At 40.7% G+C, this 20,320-nt stretch carries 20 protein-coding genes; 5 read left to right on the top strand and 15 right to left on the bottom strand.

Annotation, left to right across the window (positions count from 1 at the left end; all coding sequences use genetic code 11):
- Window positions 1-2 precede the first annotated feature (2 nt).
- The 8 genes from PQ478_RS05545 to lepA form a co-directional block, all read right to left on the bottom strand.
- Complete coding sequence (locus tag PQ478_RS05545; protein WP_289236101.1) at window positions 3-755, bottom strand: 16S rRNA (uracil(1498)-N(3))-methyltransferase; 753 nt, start codon at window positions 753-755, stop codon at window positions 3-5.
- Between the two features lie 28 nt (window positions 756-783).
- Window positions 784-1,716 (bottom strand): 50S ribosomal protein L11 methyltransferase, encoded by a 933-nt coding sequence (prmA, locus tag PQ478_RS05540; RefSeq protein WP_012958087.1) that lies wholly within the window; start codon window positions 1,714-1,716, stop codon window positions 784-786.
- Window positions 1,717-1,845: 129 nt separating this feature from the next.
- Window positions 1,846-2,961: a molecular chaperone DnaJ gene (gene dnaJ, locus PQ478_RS05535; protein WP_289236100.1), complete on the bottom strand. Its 1,116-nt coding sequence runs from the start codon at window positions 2,959-2,961 to the stop codon at window positions 1,846-1,848.
- 174 nt (window positions 2,962-3,135) lie between these two features.
- Window positions 3,136-4,968 (bottom strand): molecular chaperone DnaK, encoded by a 1,833-nt coding sequence (gene dnaK, locus PQ478_RS05530; protein ID WP_022626795.1) that lies wholly within the window; start codon window positions 4,966-4,968, stop codon window positions 3,136-3,138.
- A 52-nt stretch (window positions 4,969-5,020) separates the two neighbouring features.
- Window positions 5,021-5,587 carry a nucleotide exchange factor GrpE gene (gene grpE, locus PQ478_RS05525; protein ID WP_012958084.1) on the bottom strand — a complete coding sequence of 189 codons (567 nt, stop codon included), beginning with the start codon at window positions 5,585-5,587 and terminating at the stop codon, window positions 5,021-5,023.
- Between the two features lie 140 nt (window positions 5,588-5,727).
- Window positions 5,728-6,759 (bottom strand): heat-inducible transcriptional repressor HrcA, encoded by a 1,032-nt coding sequence (gene hrcA, locus PQ478_RS05520; protein WP_289236099.1) that lies wholly within the window; start codon window positions 6,757-6,759, stop codon window positions 5,728-5,730.
- 125 nt (window positions 6,760-6,884) lie between these two features.
- Window positions 6,885-8,030, bottom strand: coding sequence for a radical SAM family heme chaperone HemW (gene hemW, locus PQ478_RS05515; RefSeq protein WP_289236098.1), 1,146 nt, complete (start codon window positions 8,028-8,030; stop codon window positions 6,885-6,887).
- A gap of 54 nt (window positions 8,031-8,084) precedes the next feature.
- On the bottom strand, window positions 8,085-9,905 hold the full coding sequence (gene lepA, locus PQ478_RS05510) for a translation elongation factor 4 (RefSeq protein WP_289236097.1): 1,821 nt from the start codon (window positions 9,903-9,905) through the stop codon (window positions 8,085-8,087).
- Window positions 9,906-10,140: 235 nt separating this feature from the next.
- Between lepA and PQ478_RS05505 the strand changes: the two genes are divergently transcribed.
- Window positions 10,141-10,317: a hypothetical protein gene (locus tag PQ478_RS05505; protein WP_012958079.1), complete on the top strand. Its 177-nt coding sequence runs from the start codon at window positions 10,141-10,143 to the stop codon at window positions 10,315-10,317.
- A gap of 6 nt (window positions 10,318-10,323) precedes the next feature.
- On the opposite strand, the gene PQ478_RS05500 is transcribed toward PQ478_RS05505, so the two are convergent.
- The 3 genes from PQ478_RS05500 to gpr all read right to left on the bottom strand — a co-directional run bounded on the left by PQ478_RS05500 (window position 10,324) and on the right by gpr (window position 13,252).
- On the bottom strand, window positions 10,324-10,695 hold the full coding sequence (locus tag PQ478_RS05500) for a DUF3679 domain-containing protein (RefSeq protein ID WP_139314728.1): 372 nt from the start codon (window positions 10,693-10,695) through the stop codon (window positions 10,324-10,326).
- Window positions 10,692-11,963, bottom strand: coding sequence for a stage II sporulation protein P (locus PQ478_RS05495; RefSeq protein WP_289236096.1), 1,272 nt, complete (start codon window positions 11,961-11,963; stop codon window positions 10,692-10,694). Before PQ478_RS05495 ends, PQ478_RS05500 begins: the two co-directional genes overlap by 4 nt.
- 164 nt (window positions 11,964-12,127) lie before the next feature.
- Window positions 12,128-13,252: a GPR endopeptidase gene (gpr, locus tag PQ478_RS05490; RefSeq protein WP_075683639.1), complete on the bottom strand. Its 1,125-nt coding sequence runs from the start codon at window positions 13,250-13,252 to the stop codon at window positions 12,128-12,130.
- A gap of 229 nt (window positions 13,253-13,481) precedes the next feature.
- Here gpr and rpsT point away from each other — a divergent pair, with 229 nt between their 5' ends.
- A complete protein-coding gene (rpsT, locus tag PQ478_RS05485) occupies window positions 13,482-13,748 on the top strand; it encodes a 30S ribosomal protein S20 (protein WP_012958075.1) in 267 nt (88 codons plus the stop codon).
- A gap of 46 nt (window positions 13,749-13,794) precedes the next feature.
- Here the strand turns inward: rpsT and holA are convergent, their stop codons facing one another.
- On the bottom strand, window positions 13,795-14,820 hold the full coding sequence (holA, locus tag PQ478_RS05480) for a DNA polymerase III subunit delta (protein WP_289236095.1): 1,026 nt from the start codon (window positions 14,818-14,820) through the stop codon (window positions 13,795-13,797).
- 482 nt (window positions 14,821-15,302) lie between these two features.
- Between holA and PQ478_RS05475 the strand changes: the two genes are divergently transcribed.
- Window positions 15,303-15,440, top strand: coding sequence for a YqzM family protein (locus PQ478_RS05475; protein ID WP_012958073.1), 138 nt, complete (start codon window positions 15,303-15,305; stop codon window positions 15,438-15,440).
- 59 nt (window positions 15,441-15,499) lie between these two features.
- On the opposite strand, the gene PQ478_RS05470 is transcribed toward PQ478_RS05475, so the two are convergent.
- From PQ478_RS05470 to PQ478_RS05460, 3 genes are all read right to left on the bottom strand, one after another.
- On the bottom strand, window positions 15,500-17,827 hold the full coding sequence (locus tag PQ478_RS05470; RefSeq protein ID WP_289236094.1) for a DNA internalization-related competence protein ComEC/Rec2: 2,328 nt from the start codon (window positions 17,825-17,827) through the stop codon (window positions 15,500-15,502).
- Between the two features lie 9 nt (window positions 17,828-17,836).
- The gene (locus tag PQ478_RS05465) at window positions 17,837-18,406 is read right to left on the bottom strand and encodes a ComE operon protein 2 (protein WP_022626784.1); all 570 of its coding nucleotides are present in this window, start codon (window positions 18,404-18,406) and stop codon (window positions 17,837-17,839) included.
- Window positions 18,407-18,472: 66 nt separating this feature from the next.
- Window positions 18,473-19,093: a helix-hairpin-helix domain-containing protein gene (locus tag PQ478_RS05460; protein WP_289236093.1), complete on the bottom strand. Its 621-nt coding sequence runs from the start codon at window positions 19,091-19,093 to the stop codon at window positions 18,473-18,475.
- Between the two features lie 42 nt (window positions 19,094-19,135).
- On the opposite strand from PQ478_RS05460, the gene PQ478_RS05455 reads away from it, so the two are divergent.
- Both PQ478_RS05455 and comER read left to right on the top strand, forming a co-directional pair.
- Window positions 19,136-19,393 (top strand): YpbS family protein, encoded by a 258-nt coding sequence (locus tag PQ478_RS05455; protein WP_289236092.1) that lies wholly within the window; start codon window positions 19,136-19,138, stop codon window positions 19,391-19,393.
- Between the two features lie 87 nt (window positions 19,394-19,480).
- Entirely contained in the window at window positions 19,481-20,317 is an 837-nt protein-coding gene (gene comER / locus PQ478_RS05450) for a late competence protein ComER (RefSeq protein WP_289236091.1), read from the top strand.
- Window positions 20,318-20,320 lie beyond the last annotated feature (3 nt).

The following is a 20,320-nucleotide window of genomic DNA, read 5'->3' as shown; positions in this document are numbered from 1 at the left end:
CTTCACCTCATTAATTCTAAATGATAAGAAATAGCCGCCATCACATAAAGCGGGGCTGTTTCTGTTCGAATAATTCTAGGACCTAGCCCGCATAATACGGCACCTTTCCCTTCAAGTTCACTTACCTCTTCTTCTGTTAATCCGCCTTCTGGACCAATGACGATTAACACGGAGTCCCCTGACTTTACCTGGTTCAAAACGTTGTGCAGATTACTTGCCTCACCCGTCTTTGCGCTCTCTTCATAAGCTACAATAGTATGCGTGTAGCTTTCAATCGTTTCTAAGAGCTGGGTAAAAGAAGCTGCTTCCTTGATAGTAGGAATGATTTCACGGTATGACTGCTCAGCCGCTTCTTTTGCAATCTTCTCAAGGCGTTCAACTTTTTTTTTCGCCTTTTTCATATCCCATTTTACGATCGAGCGGGAGGCTTGAAAGGGCTGAAAGCAGCTGACACCGAGCTCCGTTCCTTTTTGTGTAATTAACTCTAGTTTATCACCTTTAGGCAGTCCTTGCGCAACTGTTACCTTAATGGGTAATTCTGTCTTTGGATCCAGCTCTTCTAATACTTCAGCTTGGATGTCACTTTCACTCAATTTCTTGAGCTTAGCCAGCACCGTTGTTCCTGCATTATTTGAAACAATGATCTCTTCGCCCTCTTGCATTCGCATCACTCTGGCAATATGTTTGACATCATCACCAGTAATGGTCACAGTTGAGCCATTTAATTGATCTTCTGAGACAAAATAACGTTGCATTGTATCGTCCTCACTTTAATAGCAGTGGTTATTTCCTAGCAATGATGGCTACCCAGTCATCCATTTCAATCACTTCATCAATGGTAAAGCCAGCAGAAACTAAAGAATCTTTTACTTCTTGTTTTTTACGCTTAATGATTCCAGATGTAATAAAAGCACCGCCTGGTTTAAGAATCGCTGCCGCATCTTGAACAAATTGAACAATCACTTCCGCTAAAATATTGGCAACTACTAAATCATAGCTTCCATCAATTTGCTCAAGCAGGTTGCCTTGACGAACTGTTACGGTATCATGTACCTGATTTAACTCTACATTTAATGCAGCACTATCTACCGCTACTTGATCCAAATCTAGGCCGATAACACGTTTTGCGCCCAGCTTTGCCGCAGCGATACTTAATACACCTGAGCCTGTCCCTACATCAATGACTTCTTCCCCGCCCTGCATGACACTTTCCAATGCTTGAATACAAAGAACGGTTGTTGGATGAGTTCCTGTTCCAAAGGCCATACCCGGGTCAAGTTCAATGATCATTTCATCTTCTGTAGGAGTGTAGTCTTCCCATGTTGGTGTGATCGTAATGGATTTAGAGATTTTAACAGGCTTATAGTATTTCTTCCATGCAGTAGCCCAGTCTTCTTCGTTCACTTCTGCTAGTTGAACGCTATTGCGGCCAAGATCAATCTCATAAGTTGTTAAACCGTTTATTGATGCTTTTACTTCATCAATGGTCTCAAGTAAAAAGCTGTTCACCGGAAAATAAGCTTTTACAATGACGCCGTCTTCTGGGTAATCATCAGGAGAAAGTTGATAAATTTCGCCGTAGTGCACACCCCAGTCTTTAATCAGGTCAATCGGGTCCTCAATCACAACTCCGCTCGCTCCTGCTTCATGCAAAATATTACACACTGGTTCTACCGCTTCCTCTGTCGTATGGATACTAAACTCCGACCATTTCATTCTTGCCCAACTCCATCCTTATCATTTTTCCTAAGTCATTTCCCAAATACAGACGTCACATAACAGGGAGAAAGCAGCAAAGGGCTAGTATCCTTTGCTGCTTCGCTTCATTTTGTTATAAACCAAACATTAATCGCCTTTAAACGCACGTTTTACTTTTGCAAAAAAGTTATCATTTTGCTCATCAGGCTGTCCGCCTGACATTTTAGCAAATTCACGAATCATATCTTTCTCTTTTTCTGTTAAGTTCTTCGGAGTCACTACACGTACTTGTACATGTTGATCTCCTTGACCACGCCCATGTACGTTCGGTACACCTTTTCCACGTAAACGGAAGTTAGTACCCGTTTGCGTACCTGCTGGGACTTTAAGTTTCACTTTGCCGTTAAATGTAGGAACTTCAATCTCGTCACCTAATGCTACTTGAGCAAATGTAAGAGGCATTTCGCAGTAAATATCATCCCCGTCACGCTCAAAAAATTCGTGCGGTTTCACATTAAAGACGACAAATAAGTCACCCGGAGGTCCACCGTTTACACCAGCTTCTCCTTGTCCAGAGACACGGAGCTGCTGTCCGTGATCAATACCAGCAGGAACTTTTACGCTGATCTTTTTACGCTTGCGGACTTTTCCTTTTCCGCCGCAAGTAGAACATTTATCCTTAATGAATTTACCTGTTCCGTCACAATGATGACATACACGACGATTCACAACTCGGCCAAATGGTGTATTCTGCTCCACATTCAGTTGTCCAGCCCCGCCGCAGTGTGAACAAGTTTCAGGCTTCGTTCCAGGCTTAGCACCTGATCCTGTACATGTTTGACAGGTTTCTTCACGAGGAATTTCAATTTCAGTATCTTTTCCGAAAACGGCTTCTTTAAACTCAAGTGTCATCGTATACTGAAGGTCTGCTCCTTGACGAGGAGCATTTGGATTGCGGCGACCGCCTCCGCCTCCAAAGAACATATCAAAGATATCACCAAATCCATCAAAGCCGCCAGCTCCGCCGCCGCCAAAGCCTTGGTTTGGATCAGTGTGACCGAATTGATCATAATGTGACTTCTTTTGTGGATCGCTTAATGTATCATAGGCTTCTTTTACTTCTTTAAATTTATCTTCTGCATCCGGTGCTTTATTGACATCTGGATGATACTTGCGAGCAAGCTTACGATAAGCTTTTTTCACTTCATCAACAGATGCATTTTGATCGACACCGAGAACTTCATAAAAATCACGTTTACTCATGTCAACACTCCCGATTCTATTCCATAACGTACATCATATCATTACCCGTTTAAGATGCGCAAGCACTTTAAGTGCCCCAGCTTTCAAGTCATCTCAGAGAAAAAGTCAAAGTCATACGAGCTGACTTTGACTTTTCAAAGAGGTCTTACATTTCATTATGATTGTACTGCTGTCTTACTTTTTCTCTTCTTCTTTTACTTCTTCGTAATCAGCATCGACTACGTTATCATCTTGCTTTGCATCTGCACCTTCAGCACCTTCTGCTTGTTGTGCAGCTTGAGCTGCTTGCTCATAAAGCTTTGTTGATAGAGCCATAACAATTTCTTGCAGCTCATCTTTAGCCGTTTTGATTTCTTCAAGATTGTCAGCTTCGATTGCAGCTTTCAATTTATCTTTTGCCGCTTCTGCTTTATCTTTTTCTTCTTGCTCCACATTATCGCCAAGATCTTTTAATGTCTTTTCAGTAGTGAACACTAATTGATCTGCTTCGTTGCGCAGCTCTACTTCTTCACGACGCTTCTTATCTTCCTCAGCGTTCGCTTCCGCATCTTTCACCATTTTTTCGATCTCTTCGTCAGATAGACCTGATGAAGAAGTAATCGTGATCGATTGCTCTTTATTTGTTCCAAGGTCTTTTGCTTTAACATTTACGATACCATTCGCATCAATATCGAATGTTACTTCGATTTGAGGAACTCCGCGTGGTGCTGGAGGGATATCTGTTAATTGGAAACGGCCAAGTGTTTTGTTGTAAGCAGCCATTTCACGCTCACCTTGTAGCACATGAATGTCTACAGACGGCTGGTTATCAGCAGCTGTTGAGAATACTTGTGATTTAGATGTAGGAATCGTTGTGTTACGGTCGATTAATTTTGTGAACACTCCGCCCATTGTCTCAATACCAAGTGATAATGGAGTAACGTCAAGTAATACAACGTCTTTTACATCTCCAGTTAATACACCAGCTTGTACAGCAGCACCAAGAGCTACTACTTCATCTGGATTAACTCCTTTATGAGGGTCTTTACCAGTTAATTTCTTGATTGCTTCTTGTACTGCAGGAATACGAGTAGATCCACCAACTAGAACGATCTTGTCAATCTCGCTTGCAGATAGACCAGCATCTTGCATCGCACGGCGAGTCGGGCCTAATGTACGCTCTACAAGATCAGAAGATAATTCTTCAAATTTAGCACGGCTCAGGCTTAACTCTAAGTGCTTAGGACCTGTAGCATCTGCTGTAATGAATGGTAATGAAATTTGTGTTTGCGTTACACCAGAAAGATCTTTTTTAGCTTTTTCAGCTGCGTCTTTTAGACGTTGCATAGCCATTTTATCTTGAGAAAGATCAATTCCGTTGTCTTTTTTAAATTGGTCTACAAGGTGATTGATGATCACCTCATCAAAGTCATCTCCACCAAGCTTGTTGTCACCAGAAGTTGCTTTAACTTCGAAGAAACCTTCTCCAAGCTCAAGGATTGACACGTCAAACGTACCGCCGCCAAGGTCATAAACAAGAATTGTTTGATCTTCTTCTTTTTCAAGACCATATGCAAGTGCAGCTGCCGTTGGCTCGTTGACAATACGCTCTACTTCAAGACCAGCAATTTTACCAGCATCTTTTGTCGCTTGACGTTGTGAATCATTGAAGTAAGCAGGAACTGTAATAACAGCTTTTGTTACTTTCTCGCCAAGGTATGCTTCTGCATCAGACTTTAATTTTTGAAGGATGATTGCAGAAATCTCTTGTGGAGAATACTCTTTACCATCGATTGTTTCTTTATAATCTGTTCCGATATGACGCTTAATTGACATAATTGTGTTAGGGTTAGTGATTGCTTGACGCTTCGCTACTTCCCCTACTTGACGCTCACCGTCTTTGAATGCCACAACAGAAGGAGTTGTACGGTTACCTTCTGGATTAGGGATAACTGTTGCTTCCCCGCCTTCCATTACTGCCACACATGAGTTAGTTGTACCAAGGTCAATTCCAATAATTTTACTCATTTTATATGCCTCCTAGTTTCAATCGTTTAATTTATATAGATCTATGTAAGGATTACGCGTTTACTTTGACCATAGAAGGTCTTAAGACGCGATCCTTTAATTTATAACCCTTTTGTAATTCTTCCACGATTTGATTTGATTCAAACCCGTCTTCACTTACCTGCATTACTGCTTGATGCAAGTGCGGATCAAACGATTGTCCCGTTGTTTCAATTACTTCAACACCTTCATTTTTAAGTGTATCTTTTAATTGACGGTACACCATTTCCATACCGCTTAGAAGAGATTGTGCTTCTTCTGATTCAGGCTTAACGAGAAGGGCACGCTCAAAATTATCAACAACTGGAAGTAAACCTTCAATTAGTGCTTGAGAGCGATATTTTGCAGCCGCCTCTTTTTCTTCGCGAGAACGGCGACGGAAATTATCATAATCAGCTTGAACACGCAGCATACGATTGTTTAACTCCGCAACTTGTGCTTCAAGGGGATTTTCTTCTGCTTCCACCACTTCTGTTTCATCAGATGCTGATGCTTCGTTTTGATCTGTATCAACTGCTTCTTGCTCAGTATCTTCTGCTTTTAGTTCATCTTCTAGTGTGTTTGTGTCTTTTTCAGTCATCTGTTTCACCTCCTACCGAAATCAAGTCGTCTGCTTTTAGCAGGCTCTTTATAAAAAACGCTACGTTATTCGCAACTGTTTCTTTTTGACCAATCATATACAGTCAATATTTTTACCATCAACTAACAATATTACCACTTTTAACTTTCGTGATACAAGTTAGTTAGAAGCTTTGTTAAATCTTTTGAAACCGAGTCTACCACTCCGATAACACGACGGTATTCCATACGCGTTGGTCCTAAGATACCGATTGTTCCCATATGCTTGCCGCCAATCGAATACGTCGCTGTAATCATGCTGCATGAATCAAAGGCTTCAAGATTGTTTTCCTGCCCTATTTTCACCTGTATTCCTTGATGTGGAGCACGAAGAATCTGCTGCATCAGCTGATCTTCTTCAAGCATGTTTAACAGCATTCTCACTTTATCAACGTCACGAAATTCTGGCTGCGATAAAAGATTCGTTTTACCACTGTAGAAGACTTTTTCTGAACGTTCATTAGTAAGTGAGTGTTCAAGTGAAGACAGGATCTGTTCATAGTTTGTGACATGTGCACGCATCACTTTGCTCACTTCTGTATTCAATTTTTGACGAAGCTTAAATAGCGGGACACCCATTAAGCGGTCATTTAAAATGTTTACCACTCGTTCGATATCAGAAGCCTCAATCGTATCTGGCAGCTGGATCGTTTGATTTTCTACATGTCCTGTGTCAGTTACCAAGATAAGGATAGCCGACCCTTTAGCAAGGGGAATGATCTGAAGCGAGCGAAGCTTAGCTTCAAACATTTCAGGACCTAGAACAATCGAAATATAGCTTGTCATATTAGACAATAGCTTTGCTGACTGTTGAATGACTTGTTCAATCTCCTGCATTCGATCAGAAAAGATCGTACGGATATTAGCTTGCTCATCTTCAGTCAGATCATGAGGCATGAGCATGTTATCAACGTAATACCTGTACCCTTTTTGAGACGGAATACGTCCTGCAGAGCTGTGAGGCTTCTCTAAAAAGCCGAGTTCCTCTAGGTCAGCCATGTCATTTCTGATCGTCGCTGGACTAAATGTTATATCTTCTCGCTTAGAGATGCTGCGAGAACCGACTGGCTCTGCCGACCGGATATAATCATCAACTATGGCGTGCAGAATTAACAATTGTCTATCTGTTAACATCTCTCATCACCTCTGTTAGCACTCACAATGATCGAGTGCTAAATCTAATGATAAATTATCAAATAGGTCAGGATTTGTCAACTTCAAAACAACATTTCTTCTAAAATAAACGTTTGGTTTTTTTGCTAATCCTCTAACACAGCAAGAAACTGTTCAAATACTTCATTGGCTAACAACAGTCCCTCGTTTGTCAGTTTTAGCATACCTTGCTCACTAACTAGCAACCCTCGCTCAGATAAATCCTTTATTTGATCGTGATAGAGCTTGTTAAGGTCTTTATCGTAGCGTTTAGATAACTCGTCAAGATCTACCCCGTTAAGCTTTCTCAGGCCCATAAACATCGCTTCTTCAATTTGTTCTACTTTACTGACTTTATGTTCATTAAGGTAAGGTAGCTTTTTTTGATTTACAGCTTCTATATACTTTGGCACAGGACCAATGTTTTGATGGCGAACGCCATTTACATACCCGTGAGCCCCAGCACCGAAACCATAATATTCATCGTTATTCCAATAAACGAGATTATGCTTACTCTCACGTCCAGGCTTAGCGAAGTTGGAGATTTCATATTGTACGAGTCCATGAGCTTTCGTACGTTTTCTAAGCTCTTCATACATTGTTACCTCATCTTCTTCAGGAGGCAAACTTAATTTCCCCTTGCGCTGACGATTAAAAAACACTGTCTTCTCTTCAATTTTCAATGAATAAGCAGATAGATGTTCTACCCCTAATTCAGCTGCTTTTTCAATCGTATCAATAAATTGTTCGACCGATTGATGCGGCAGACCAAACATTAGGTCAAGCGATAGATTATCAAAGCCTGCTTCTCTGCTCCGCTTAACAGCGTCATGCACACTATCACTTGAGTGCGTTCGGCCGATCGCGTCTAATAGTGATTGATCAAAGGACTGCACTCCGATGCTAAGACGATTCACACCGTATTCTTTCATAACAGTAAGCTTTTCTTCTTCACTGCTATCTGGATTAACTTCCACCGTAAATTCCTCAATCTGCTCCATAGGAAGGATCGAATGCATTCCGGCAAATAGAGTTCGTAACTGAGCAGCCGTTAAAGCGGTAGGGGTTCCACCGCCGACATAGATTGTTTTAAGCTGATCGGGCTTTGCTTCATTAATCGTCATATGCATTTCGTGAAGCAGTGCTTGAATGTACTCATCGACCGGCTGGTTTTTCAAAAATACTTTATTAAAATCACAATAGTGACAAATATGCTCACAAAAAGGGATGTGAATATATGCTGCTGTCCTCATATTATTCCTCCTGCTAACAATAAAACCGCAGGAACCCCTGCGGTTATCATTGTATTATTCATCCATACGAAGAACGGCCATGAAGGCTTCTTGCGGTACTTCCACGTTACCAACAGACTTCATTCGCTTCTTACCTTCTTTTTGCTTCTCAAGAAGCTTACGTTTACGTGAGATATCCCCGCCGTAACATTTAGCAAGTACATTTTTACGCATCGCTTTAATCGTAGATCTTGCAATAACTTTTTGTCCAATACTAGCTTGAACAGGCACTTCAAATTGCTGACGAGGGATTAACTCTTTTAACTTTTCAACAATGATTTTGCCTCGGTCATAAGCTGAATCGCGGTGAACAATAACCGATAGGGCATCGACCTTCTCACTATTTAACAAGATATCCATTTTAACCAGCTTAGATTGTTTATAGCCGATCAACTCATAATCAAATGAAGCATAACCTTTTGTATTTGATTTTAATTGATCAAAGAAGTCATAGACAATTTCAGATAAAGGAATTTCATAAACAATTTGTACACGGTTCTCATCTAAGTATTGCATGTCAATGAAAATTCCACGTTTACCTTGGCAAAGCTCCATTACTGAACCTACATAATCATTTGGAACCATTACTTTTGCTTTTACATAAGGCTCTTCCACATAATCAATCTTTTGTGCATCAGGCATATTAGACGGATTATCAATTTGAAGGTCTTCCCCACTAGTCAGCTGAACCTTGTACACAACACTTGGTGCTGTAGTAATAAGAGAGATACCAAATTCACGTTCAATACGCTCTTGAATGATTTCCATGTGCAAAAGTCCTAAGAATCCGCAGCGGAAACCAAAACCTAGCGCCTGAGATGTTTCTGGCTCATATTGCAATGACGCATCATTTAACTCAAGACGCTCAAGAGCTTCACGAAGGTCATTGTAATCATTTGTATCGATTGGGTAAAGACCACAGTATACCATCGGATTCATGCGACGGTAGCCTGGCAGTGGCTCAGATGCCGGGTTCACAGCATTCGTAATCGTATCACCGACACGCGTATCGCCGACATTTTTAATTGCAGCCGTTAAAAATCCTACATCTCCGACAGTCAGCTCATCACGTTTTTCTGCTTTTGGAGTAAATACCCCAATCTCAGTTACTTCAAATTCTTTTCCTGTAGCCATCATTTTAATCTTCTGGCCAGGCTTCACTGTGCCATCAATAATACGAATATAAGCTACGACACCGCGATATGAATCATATAGAGAATCAAAAATTAAGGCTTTAAGCGGGGCGTTCGGGTCACCAGTTGGTGCAGGTACCTTTTCGACCACTTGCTCTAAGATCTCTTCAATTCCAATTCCATTTTTTGCAGATGCAAGTACAGCATCAGATGCATCAAGACCGATTACATCCTCTACCTCTTGTTTCACGCGCTCAGGCTCTGCACTTGGAAGGTCAATTTTATTGATGACCGGCAAGATCTCAAGATCATTATCAAGGGCCAAATAAACATTGGCAAGAGTTTGCGCTTCAATGCCTTGTGCTGAGTCAACAATTAACAAAGCCCCTTCACAAGCTGCTAAACTTCTCGATACTTCATATGTAAAATCTACATGTCCTGGAGTATCAATTAAGTGGAAAATATATTCTTCGCCGTCTTTAGCTGTATAGGTTAATTGAACAGCATTTAATTTAATTGTAATTCCACGCTCGCGCTCAAGGTCCATTGCATCAAGCGTTTGGTCTTTCATTTCACGGTCAGTCAGGGCGCCTGTTTTCTCTAAAATACGATCAGCTAACGTTGACTTTCCGTGGTCAATGTGAGCAATGATCGAGAAATTTCGGATTTTCTTCTGGCGCTCTATGCGGTCATTGTTATTCATAAATTGATCACTCCTACTAAATCGTGCCATATACACTATTTCTCATTATACCAATCGTTTAGACCGTCTTCAATACACAGATTAGGGTTAGCCTAAAATCTTAACTTATTTGCTATTAAAACAATCTTTATTTTCTATTAAAATGATCTATTTTACAGAAATAGGGAAGTCCCTATAGCATGTCTTTTTTATTATCATATGTTATTACTAAAAGGTTTGTTAAAGAGGTGAGCCCTTGTCAAAAGAAGAATTTGAACGACTTATGAGATTATTAGATGTCATACAAGAAATCGGATCTAAAGAATTATTCTCAAACATCATTGATGGTGTGAACCGGGATCGCTACAACCTTATCCGCACCTATTTCGACGAATGTATCGATAATATCCCCATAAAAGAAAAAAGAGAGTAGCAGCTATTATTCGCTGCTCTCTCCATTTAACACTTCATGAACAAATGTCATCACTTGGGTAAGTGCCATCCGGCTTATTCTGTTTGCTCCTTCAGCAACACCTGTGCCAAGCTCAGAAAAAAAGTTAAACCTTCCTACATCTTCTGCTTTTTGGCGCTTTTCCACTAATTGACTTTTAGGATCTACAGGCTGTTCCTTTTTAGCACTTATTACCTCAGGTTCTGACGGGACACCTGCCGCTTCACTCTCCTTGAGTTCAAGAGGAACTGGCTTTGTGATCCCTAGTTCTTCGTTCATATGCTGAATGCCAAATAGAGAACCAAGCAACAAAGTTACGAGTATGAACATGATCACAAAAACCAGTTTCTTAATCATCATTTTTCCTCCTCTTCTCCGTCTGCTGCGCTTACATCCACCGCTTCTTCTGTTTCTACATCGTCTGTCCCATCCACCGCTTCTTCTGTTTCTACATCGTCTGTCCCATCTACCGCTTCTGCATTCCAATAATAATCAGCAAACACATCAGCCAGCGCTTCTGCAGAACGATAGACCTCTTCAAGTGAGTTATGCACACCGCCAAATTCAACCAGCATTGATTGTTTCGATAAATCTTGATTAAATTTACCATTTGTACCTCGGCCTGCTTTTAAAATTACCCCACGGCTTAGTCCAGGATATTTCTCTTCAAGCATGTCATGCAGCTCTTCTGCTAATTTAAGATTATGTTCATAATTTGAATGATCCCCGCCTACTACAAATACTGTCCGTCCATATTCAACACCATTTATGGTTACAGTCGTTTTATCCCTTGAGAGCGTATCGCGGTGAAGATCAAAGAAAAATTGCAGGTCATCATTTTGTGCTATGGCTTCTTTTACAAATTCACGAGATGCATCATACGATTGTGCGTATTGCCAGCCTCTATTTTTTAGAGCACCTTGCACATCACGTTCCTCTATTTCTGTTCCGATCCCTCTTTTTTCAAGTTCTTGAGATAACTTCTCTCCGACTAAAGTGATATTAACCTCACCATGAAAGGCTTCATTTACTACGTCTGTTTTAAGCTCTGGTAAAAAAGATTCGGTATTATGAGAATGAATAATATGCGCTACTTTTCTGCCATCTGTCGAGCCTTGCAGATTATCTCCTGCCTGCTTTAATTCCTCAAGCTTTGCCAAACTTTCTTTTGTCGCCTCACGCTCTGCCATTATTACTTCTAGAGGGGGAGCTGACTCAAACGGCAAGTTTGTATAATCTGTTCCTTCACCCGCTACAATAATCTGGCCGTCAAATAATGAAAAGCCTGGCAGCTCTCGCCCCAACAGACTTCTTGGATCATCCGGATTAATACTTGTCGCCACTTGAAACGCTACACCAGAGAGACTCATAGCCTCAGCATCAGGTGGAAGCTCTTGTTTAAAATACTGATTCTCCATTCCAAGAAGGTGAACAAAGTCTTCTCCTTCCAGACCATTAGCCCATTGATTTATAGAGGAAGAAGCCATTCCATATCCCGGCTCAAAGGAAGTGAGTACACCTGTAAATATAAAAAGGGACATCACGCCAACTATGATTAATGCAGCTAGACGTTTTAAGCTCGTCCGATTGACTTTTACGGTAAATCCATGAAATCCCCGTCTTCGCATCTTCTCATCCTTTCATGTTTGCTTGTCCACACGCACACTTACATGATTAGACCTTGTAGTTGAGATATATGCTTTTATGAGACAGGGTAGAACGTATAATTTTATAATGGGACATATTTTCTCAATATAAAAGCCTCTTCCCATATGGAAAGAGGCTTTCTGCATTAATGTGTGTAGGAACCAACATTATCTTGATTCACTTTTTTGTGAAGAGCTGCGTTCAGGCCTTGCGCAATGACATTGGCCATATCATCAATAAAAACATCAACTTCTTTTGGAGTGACCATTAAATTATGTCCAAGCGGAGAGAGGACTTCTCTAATCAGCTGACGTTTCTCTTCTTCTGGAAGCGTGCCGACCATTCCGAGAATTGTTTGCTTTTTCTCGTCATTTGGCAGATCTTCATCCGTTAACACCCGCTTCTCGCCAAATGTCATCCCTGCTGGGGCAAGGGAACGAGACGGAGCATTACCTTCTTTCATTTCGCGACCAAAATGCTTTAACACATAATCAATCGTATCACTCGTAATTGACACCGCATCGACCACCGTTGGAATCCCAACAGCAATAACCGGAATCCCAAGCGTATCTTTGCTCAGCTCTTTTCGTTTGTTTCCAACCCCGCTTCCAGGATGAATGCCTGTATCAGAAACTTGAATCGTCGCATTCACTCGCTCAATGGAACGTGACGCTAAGGCATCAATCGCAATCACGAAGTCAGGTTTTGTTTTTTCTATAATACCAAAAATCACATCACTCGTTTCAATACCTGTCAGCCCCATAACTCCAGGGGTGACTGCACTAACAGGACGATATCCTCCTTGAACCTGTTCAGGTGCGAGCTCAAACAGGTGACGAGTAATCAGTAAATTTTCAGCTGCGATCGGACCAAGTGCATCAGGTGTTACATTCCAATTCCCTAAGCCGACAACTAAACAAGTATCCTCTTCCTTGATTCCGATGTCGGTCATAAACTGATGAAACTGACTTGCAAAAACTCTTTCCATTTTTTCTTGAATGTCAGTATCTTTTTTTCTAATCCCCTGAGATTCAAATGTTAAATATGAGCCTTGCTTTTTCCCAAGACGCTTTGCTCCTACTTCATCAATGATTACTTTAATTACTTTAACATCATCAATCACTTCTTCTTCAATCTGCACACCGCTGACATTTTGTGATTCTTGTTCTCCTGGAGCCTTTCTCTCTTGCTCTTCAACTGCTAACTGATGAGCTTCCACAGCTAGATCAGTGCGTATTTGATATTGTTCAAGGTTTAATTCTTTAGGCATTCGGATCACCCTCCTCATTCTACTCTTAGCAAATAGCTTCTCCATTGGTTTTTGTTTTCATTCTTTCTATTGCATTTGTTCGTTGTTTTTGATAGAATGCAGATTGTTGTATTGATGATGCCAACGGGTGTCGTCACTGCCTTGAATAAAGGATGCGAAACCGTTCATAACATAGAGATGGACTGGTTACAAAAGAGGACAATCGTTGTTTAACCAGGAGGTGAAAGGTATGCCAAATATTAAATCTGCAATTAAACGTGTGAAAACAAACGACAAGCGTCGTGCGCAAAACATCGCTGTTAAATCTGCTCTACGTACTGCTATCAAGAACTTTGAAGCTAAAGTGGAAGCTGGTGAGCAAGAAAATGCTCAAGCAGCATTCGTTGATGCAGCGAAAAAGCTTGACAAAGCAGCAAACAAAGGTCTTATTCATAAAAATGCAGCTTCACGTCAAAAGTCTCGTCTAGCTAAAAAGCTTAACGGTCTTTCTGCATAATGAACGAAAAAAAACGACTCATACAAAATGAGTCGTTTTTTTATGATTATAAATCTTGAGTCATCTTCATTAATAATAATTCCACCGCCAACACTTTCTCCATCTTTCCTGATTTAATCGCATAATCGGTATCAGCTGCCGCTTCAAGAAGGGTTAAAAGTGATCTTTCCTCAAATTGACTGACCTTTTGGCTGGCAAGTTTAACAGCATATGGGTGAAGCTTTAATTGAGCTGCAATTTGTTTTTGTGAGTAAGCTTGTTTACTTAACCCCTTCACTTGATAATAAATTCGAAACTGTCTTGCAAGGAGCGCTAATATCTTTAATGGATCTTCTTTCTGCTTCAACAAATCATGATATATGACAAGTGCCTCGTCTAAACGCTTTTTCACAGCAAAATCAATTAATGCAAACACATCTTGCTCAAGAGTGCGAGCAACAAGTAAATCAACCTCCCGCGGAGTAATCTCTCCTCCCTCACCTACATAAAGGGCAAGCTTTTTCAACTCTGACGCTGCAAGAAGCAAGTCAAATCCAAGCCGTTCAACCAAACGTTCCTGAGCTTCTTTTGTTATTTGGATATGGTGGCTAGCTGTCTGCTCTTCTATCCACTGCTTCATCATTCGGTCATCAAATGGAAGAGCTTCAATAACTGTTGCTTCTTTTTTTAATCGTTTTGTAATTTTTTTCCGTTCGTCTAGCTTTTCATAAGGAGCAACAAGGATGAGCGTTGACTCAGGAGAAGGATTTTCTATATATTTGATTAACACATCAATATCATGCTCGATTTTCACGTCTTGCTTTTGACTGGTAACGGCTTGAAAATCTTTCACAATAACCACTTTATTCGCCCCTAAAAATGGCAGTGTTTCCGCTTCTTGAACAACAAGCTCTATTGGCGTTTCTGAAAAGCTATATGTAATAACATTCATATCTGATCCATCTTGACCGACTACTTGATCTAATACTTGCTGCGAAAAATCTTCAATCAAAAATTGTTGCGTACCATGTATAAAATAAACGGGTGAAATCTTACCATTTTTTACCTCTTTTTTTGCTTGCAAGTAATTCATTTACACATTCCCCAATTTCATTGCAATATTCTTATCGATTTATGGATAATATATGGGTGTAGTCAATCGATAATTGACTGCTGACTTTCGATACCCTTCTTTAGCTTAGAAAAAAATGCTGGCCATTACAAGTTAAATATTGAGTAAGTGTATTGAGTACATTTACTTTGCAAAGCTAGTTAGTGAAAACAAGAGAAAGGGGTCCGGCCCCCATGTGCCAAACCCCCATTTATGATAAACGTCATGATCCGAGATCCCGGGTACCCTCGTTCATGACGATAATCATGACCGCCTTTCACTAGTTATGATATCCTATGCAGATTCAAACTATAGGTGACAACTCTTTACAATGCAGGCAGATCCATCTCAAGATGAACAAATTATTGAACATTTCTTGATTAAGGATAATTGTTTGAGGAATCGATATAGCTTTTTTTGGTGGCTTGGCTTATACTAAAGGTTGAAAAAAGGAGGGGTGCCAGATGAATCATTTTGAAAAAGACGTACAAAGTAAGCGTAATGATGCGATTGATTCTGGTGTTGCCTTTGTTGTTTCTTTTGGCTTCTTTGCAACGATTTTTATCATTGCATCTATTGTTGATGTATTCTCAGGATTTTAAGCCGAAAAAACACAGGCATGAAAGGTACCATCTGAATGGTACATAAGCAGAGGAGCAAGTTAATCTTGCTGCTCTGCTTTTTTATATGGGGAAAATATGATCTTCATTTTTTCTTGGTATAGATGCAATTGAACAGCACCTTGAAGGTCCGTTCTAATCACCTGAATGTTGTGGTCAAAAAGGCGTTCGGTTACCTCTGGATGTGGATGATTAAAGCGATTGTTTCGTCCTGCTGAAATTAACCCAATATTTGGTTGAACCTGCGTTATAAATGCCTCTGTGGTTGATGTTTTGCTGCCGTGATGACCAACCTTCAGGATATCAGCTTGAAGATCAGGAAAAGCCTGAATCAACACCCTCTCCCCTTCTTCTTCGAGGTCACCTGTAAACAACAGCTTTACTCCTTCTATCTCTGCAAAAAGGACAATAGACCGGTTATTTAAATCTTGTTCATCACCAGATGGAGACAATACGATAAAACGAGAAGATTGAGCTTTCCAAGCATCGCCTTTCGAAACAAAGTGAATCTCAGTACCTTTCTCGTACAATTCCCGAAGTAACGCTTGTTCAAACTCTCCTTCTACCGTTCCTGCACTATATAAAAGTTTCTTAATCGGCACCTCATCTACTAACGCAAAAGCTCCTCCTATATGGTCCATGTGACCATGCGTCAAAATCAACGTATCAACTTTTCGGATTCCCTTAGCCTTTAAATAATCAACGACTACATCTCGGCCTACATCATAAGTAGAATTTCTCTCACGCCACTTCTCATTGGCGAAATGCAGTGTACCTCCTGCATCAATGACATACACTTCACGGCGTCTCGGAAGCTCAATAATAAAGCTGTCTCCTTGGCCAACATCTAGCATCGTCACCACGGCCTCCTTTTTTAAAAAAGGACCTGCCCATTGACTAATTACAATCCACAAAAGACCGCAGATCAACAGTTTCCACCAGCCTCTCTTCCCTGCTTCCCACAAAAGGATGGATGCTGTAAACAAAAGGATGGAGCCAAACAAAGCTACTGCATTCGGTTTACCTGTACGTACCATAAATAATGAAAGGCCATCAAGACGAACCAGCCATTCATGCACAGGAGGAATCGTGATTTCTAAAAGCAGAAAAGCAACGTTTATATTCGAGGGGAGGATAGATGAACAAAGCACGCCTAGAAAGGCTAATGGCAAGACAATAAAAGATATAAAGGGTATATAAATGAGATTAAGAAGAAGAGAAAGCAATGAAGCTTGATAAAAGTGAAGGAGAATGAGCGGAAGAGATGCAAGCTGCGCGAGTGTCGTCACTGCTGCCAACCTTGCAATATTATGCGAATAGCGATTCATGATGATTGGTGCAGAAAGGATAAGAACAAACGAGGTAAGAAAAGAGAGTTGAAAGCCCAACTGAAATAACGCAAACGGTTTTAACGCTAAATAAAGAAGAAATACAGCCGTAATCGGAATAAGAGGCGGCACAGTTTGTTTAAAGCGTAAAAATAAGAGTACAATGATCGTCATAAACGACGCACGAACGACCGAGGGTGCCCCGCCTGCAATAATCATATAGATGGGTAAACTTATACAGAGTGCCTCGAGCGCCCTCTCACGGGTAATTCCTGCCCTCAGCAGCATAAAGAACATTACAGACACAACCAACCCTACATGCAGACCAGAGACCGCCAATAGATGTATAACACCTAATGATTGATAAGCTCGAAGAACATCCTCTTCTACAAACACCCTCTCACCAAATACTAAAGCAACGATGATCCCTGCCGAGCTCTCCCCTGCCCCCTCTACGATTTGTTTGATTTGCTTACTTCTAAATGCTTGCATTTTGTAATAAAATCCGGAGCTGCTTGCCCTGCACGTAAGCGAGGAAAGATTCGGCGTCATGATCCAGTGGATGTTTTGTTCGTATAAAAAAGTTTTATAATTGAATTGATAGAAATTTGTGGGGGAACGCGGAGAGTGTAATTTTCCTTCAATGCGGCAAACGTCTCCAGGAGCTAACTTACGAAGAAAAGCTTGCTGTACCTCACTTTCAATAAATCCATGAACTTGAATCATTTCATTTTGTATGCTTTTTACCTTCATAGATAATGAATCACCATCAACATCAACAAGTGAGTGGATAGTAGCGTCAATAACTGTCTCATCACCTGAATAAACCGATACATGACGCGCCTCTGCCAGTGTGCCTATACCTGCGTAAAGACTAAACAAACCTACAGCAATCAACCCATTGATTCGTATAGACTTAACATGCATACATAACAACAGCAGGAGAGCGATACAGACAATATAAAAAGAAAGGCTCGGCCCTTTTAAGGTGAAAACGAGACCGAGCACACTAGAAATGGCAGCAATCACACTATAAACCATAGACCCCCCTTATGATTTAGGCGGATATAGAGAATCCACTTCGGCGCGTAGACCTTCCCATTCAGCCTCATTCATGCCAAGACCTTTTAATTTGGTTAACAATGTTTCTGTTAAATCCTGTTTTTCATTTTGGTGAATATCAAGAACAGGGTTTTCAAGCACCACTTGTGATACTTCTACACCAGCCTCTTTAAAAAGTTCAACGGCATATGGATGGTTTTTATAATCACTTGCATAGAATACTTTTTTAATTCCAGCCTGGATAATGGATTTTGTACAATGCACACAAGGGAAATGTGTAACATAAAGCTCAGCTCCCTCTGTCGGCACGCCGAATTTTGCACATTGTAATAGTGCATTTACTTCTGCGTGAATCGTTCGGATACAGTGATGATCAACAACATAACATCCTTGGTCAATGCAATGATCACTGCCAGTAACCGATCCATTATACCCCCCTGCAATAATCCGTTTTTCTCTTACAATCGTGGCACCGACCATTAGGCGGGTGCACGTGCTTCTTAATGCTAATAAATGACTTTGAGCCATAAAATATTGATCCCATGATATACGTTCCATCTCTTCACTCCCCTTGCATAGTAGCCACTACTAGTGTAGAGAACAGTTACAAAGGAAGTCAATGACTTATTGTACCGTCACTAATTCTTGAAGCTTCTCAAATGACTTAGGCCCTATACCCGATACATTCATCAGCTCTTCTACACTCTGAAAAGCTCCTTGTTCTTCCCTGTAACTGAGAATAGCTTCTGCTTTTGCCGGTCCGATTCCAGGCAATGTTTCGAGCTCCGATTGGCTCGCTTTATTTAAGGAGATTTTAGCGCCAGCTGCGTTCGAACTTTGTGTTTCTGCTCCCATCGTTAAAGGAATCTCTTCTCCTCCTAAATAAGGAACATAAATGACCATTTCATCAACTAAAAGCTGGGCTAAATTAATACCGTCACCAAACGCGTCAGGCAGCAGCCCTCCTGCTGATTCAATCGCTTCAAATACTCTGCTCCCTTCATGTAATTGATACACTCCTGGTCTCATAACTGCACCCTTCATATCAACGGTCACAACGCCAGGGTCAGCTGCCGCTTCTATTTCTGGTTTATCTTCTTCAAGCTCTTCAGCAAAATTCCAATTCATTTCTTCTATTTCCTCCTCCCCTATATTGCTAAAATGCAGAAATAACACTACACTTACAATTAGAGCAATGCCAGTTAAAATAACCGCTACAATATGTTTTGGCCAATTAGCAATCAAAAGAATAACCTCCATCATGTTATTAGAAAGGAAGACACTAAAATGAGCGTACATTTAAAAATTGCTGAGCAAGTAACAAACCATCGCAGAGCACAAAAGGAATTTCTAGCATTAGATGAGAAAAGAGAGGCGGCCATTGACCGGGTAGTAGAAGACGCTAAGAAAGGTTTACATATTTCGCTGAATGAAGTAAATGCGATTACAAAAGAGATGAATCAAATTGCTCAAGACTTTTACTTCCCTCCTAGAAAAGAAGTAACGACCGATATGGTACGAGAATACATAAATAAATCCAAATAATAAAGACACATACTTACCCTGTCTTCTTCATACGCTTGTGATAACGATATCGTTTTGGGACGTTTTGGAGAAGGAGGGGATTTTCAGATGAGGGTTGGAATCATTGGGCTTGGCAGTATGGGGACGATTTTACTTGAGTCATTTCTTGATTCCGGAGTAATAAAAGAGAAAGATATAACTGTAATCAATCGTACAAAAGAAAAAGCCTTAAAAGCAAAAGAGGCGTACCCTGCAATTCATATTGCAGATACAATCGCTGAAGCAGTCAAACGCTCTGATTATTTTTTTGTCTGTGTAAAGCCGCTTCAGTTTGCATGTGTGATTGATGAAATAGCTCCGGTCTGTACACAAAAACAATTATGCATCTCTATTACGAGTCCAATCTCTGTAGAATTGCTTGAGAGTAAAGTTGACTGTAAAGTAGCCCGTATTATACCGACCATTCTTAACCGTGCCTTAGCAGGTTCTACATTGATCAGCTACGGCAAGCGCTGCACCACCGAAGACCAAAAACAAGTGCATGCCTTTATGAGTCATTTCTCAGAACCACTTGAAATTGAGGAAAACATTACTCGGGTATCTTCAGATATCGTAAGCTGCGGGCCGGCTTTTTTCAGTTATTTATTACAACAGTTTATTGACGGGGCTGTGAGACAAACAGAGATATCTAAAGAAGACGCCACTACTCTTGCGACAAATATGATCATAGGTATGGGCCGCCTGTTAGAGCAAGGACACTATACCTTACCTACCTTACAAGAACGAGTTTGTGTGCCGGGGGGAATTACCGGAGAAGGGATTAAAGTGCTCGAACAGGAAGTTGGTCATATGTTCGACCATTTATTTCAGCAAACTCATGCAAAATACTATCACGAACAAAAGAAAATACTTGAAGCCTTCACAAACCAAGCGACAAATAAATAAAAA

The sequence above is a fragment of the Alkalihalophilus pseudofirmus genome (genome assembly GCF_029094545.1).
In the GTDB taxonomy this organism is placed as follows: Bacteria; Bacillota; Bacilli; order Bacillales; family Bacillaceae_D; genus Alkalihalophilus; species Alkalihalophilus pseudofirmus.
The sequence above is the reverse complement of the archived record's forward strand: the minus strand, read 5'-3'. Positions and strand labels throughout refer to the sequence as shown.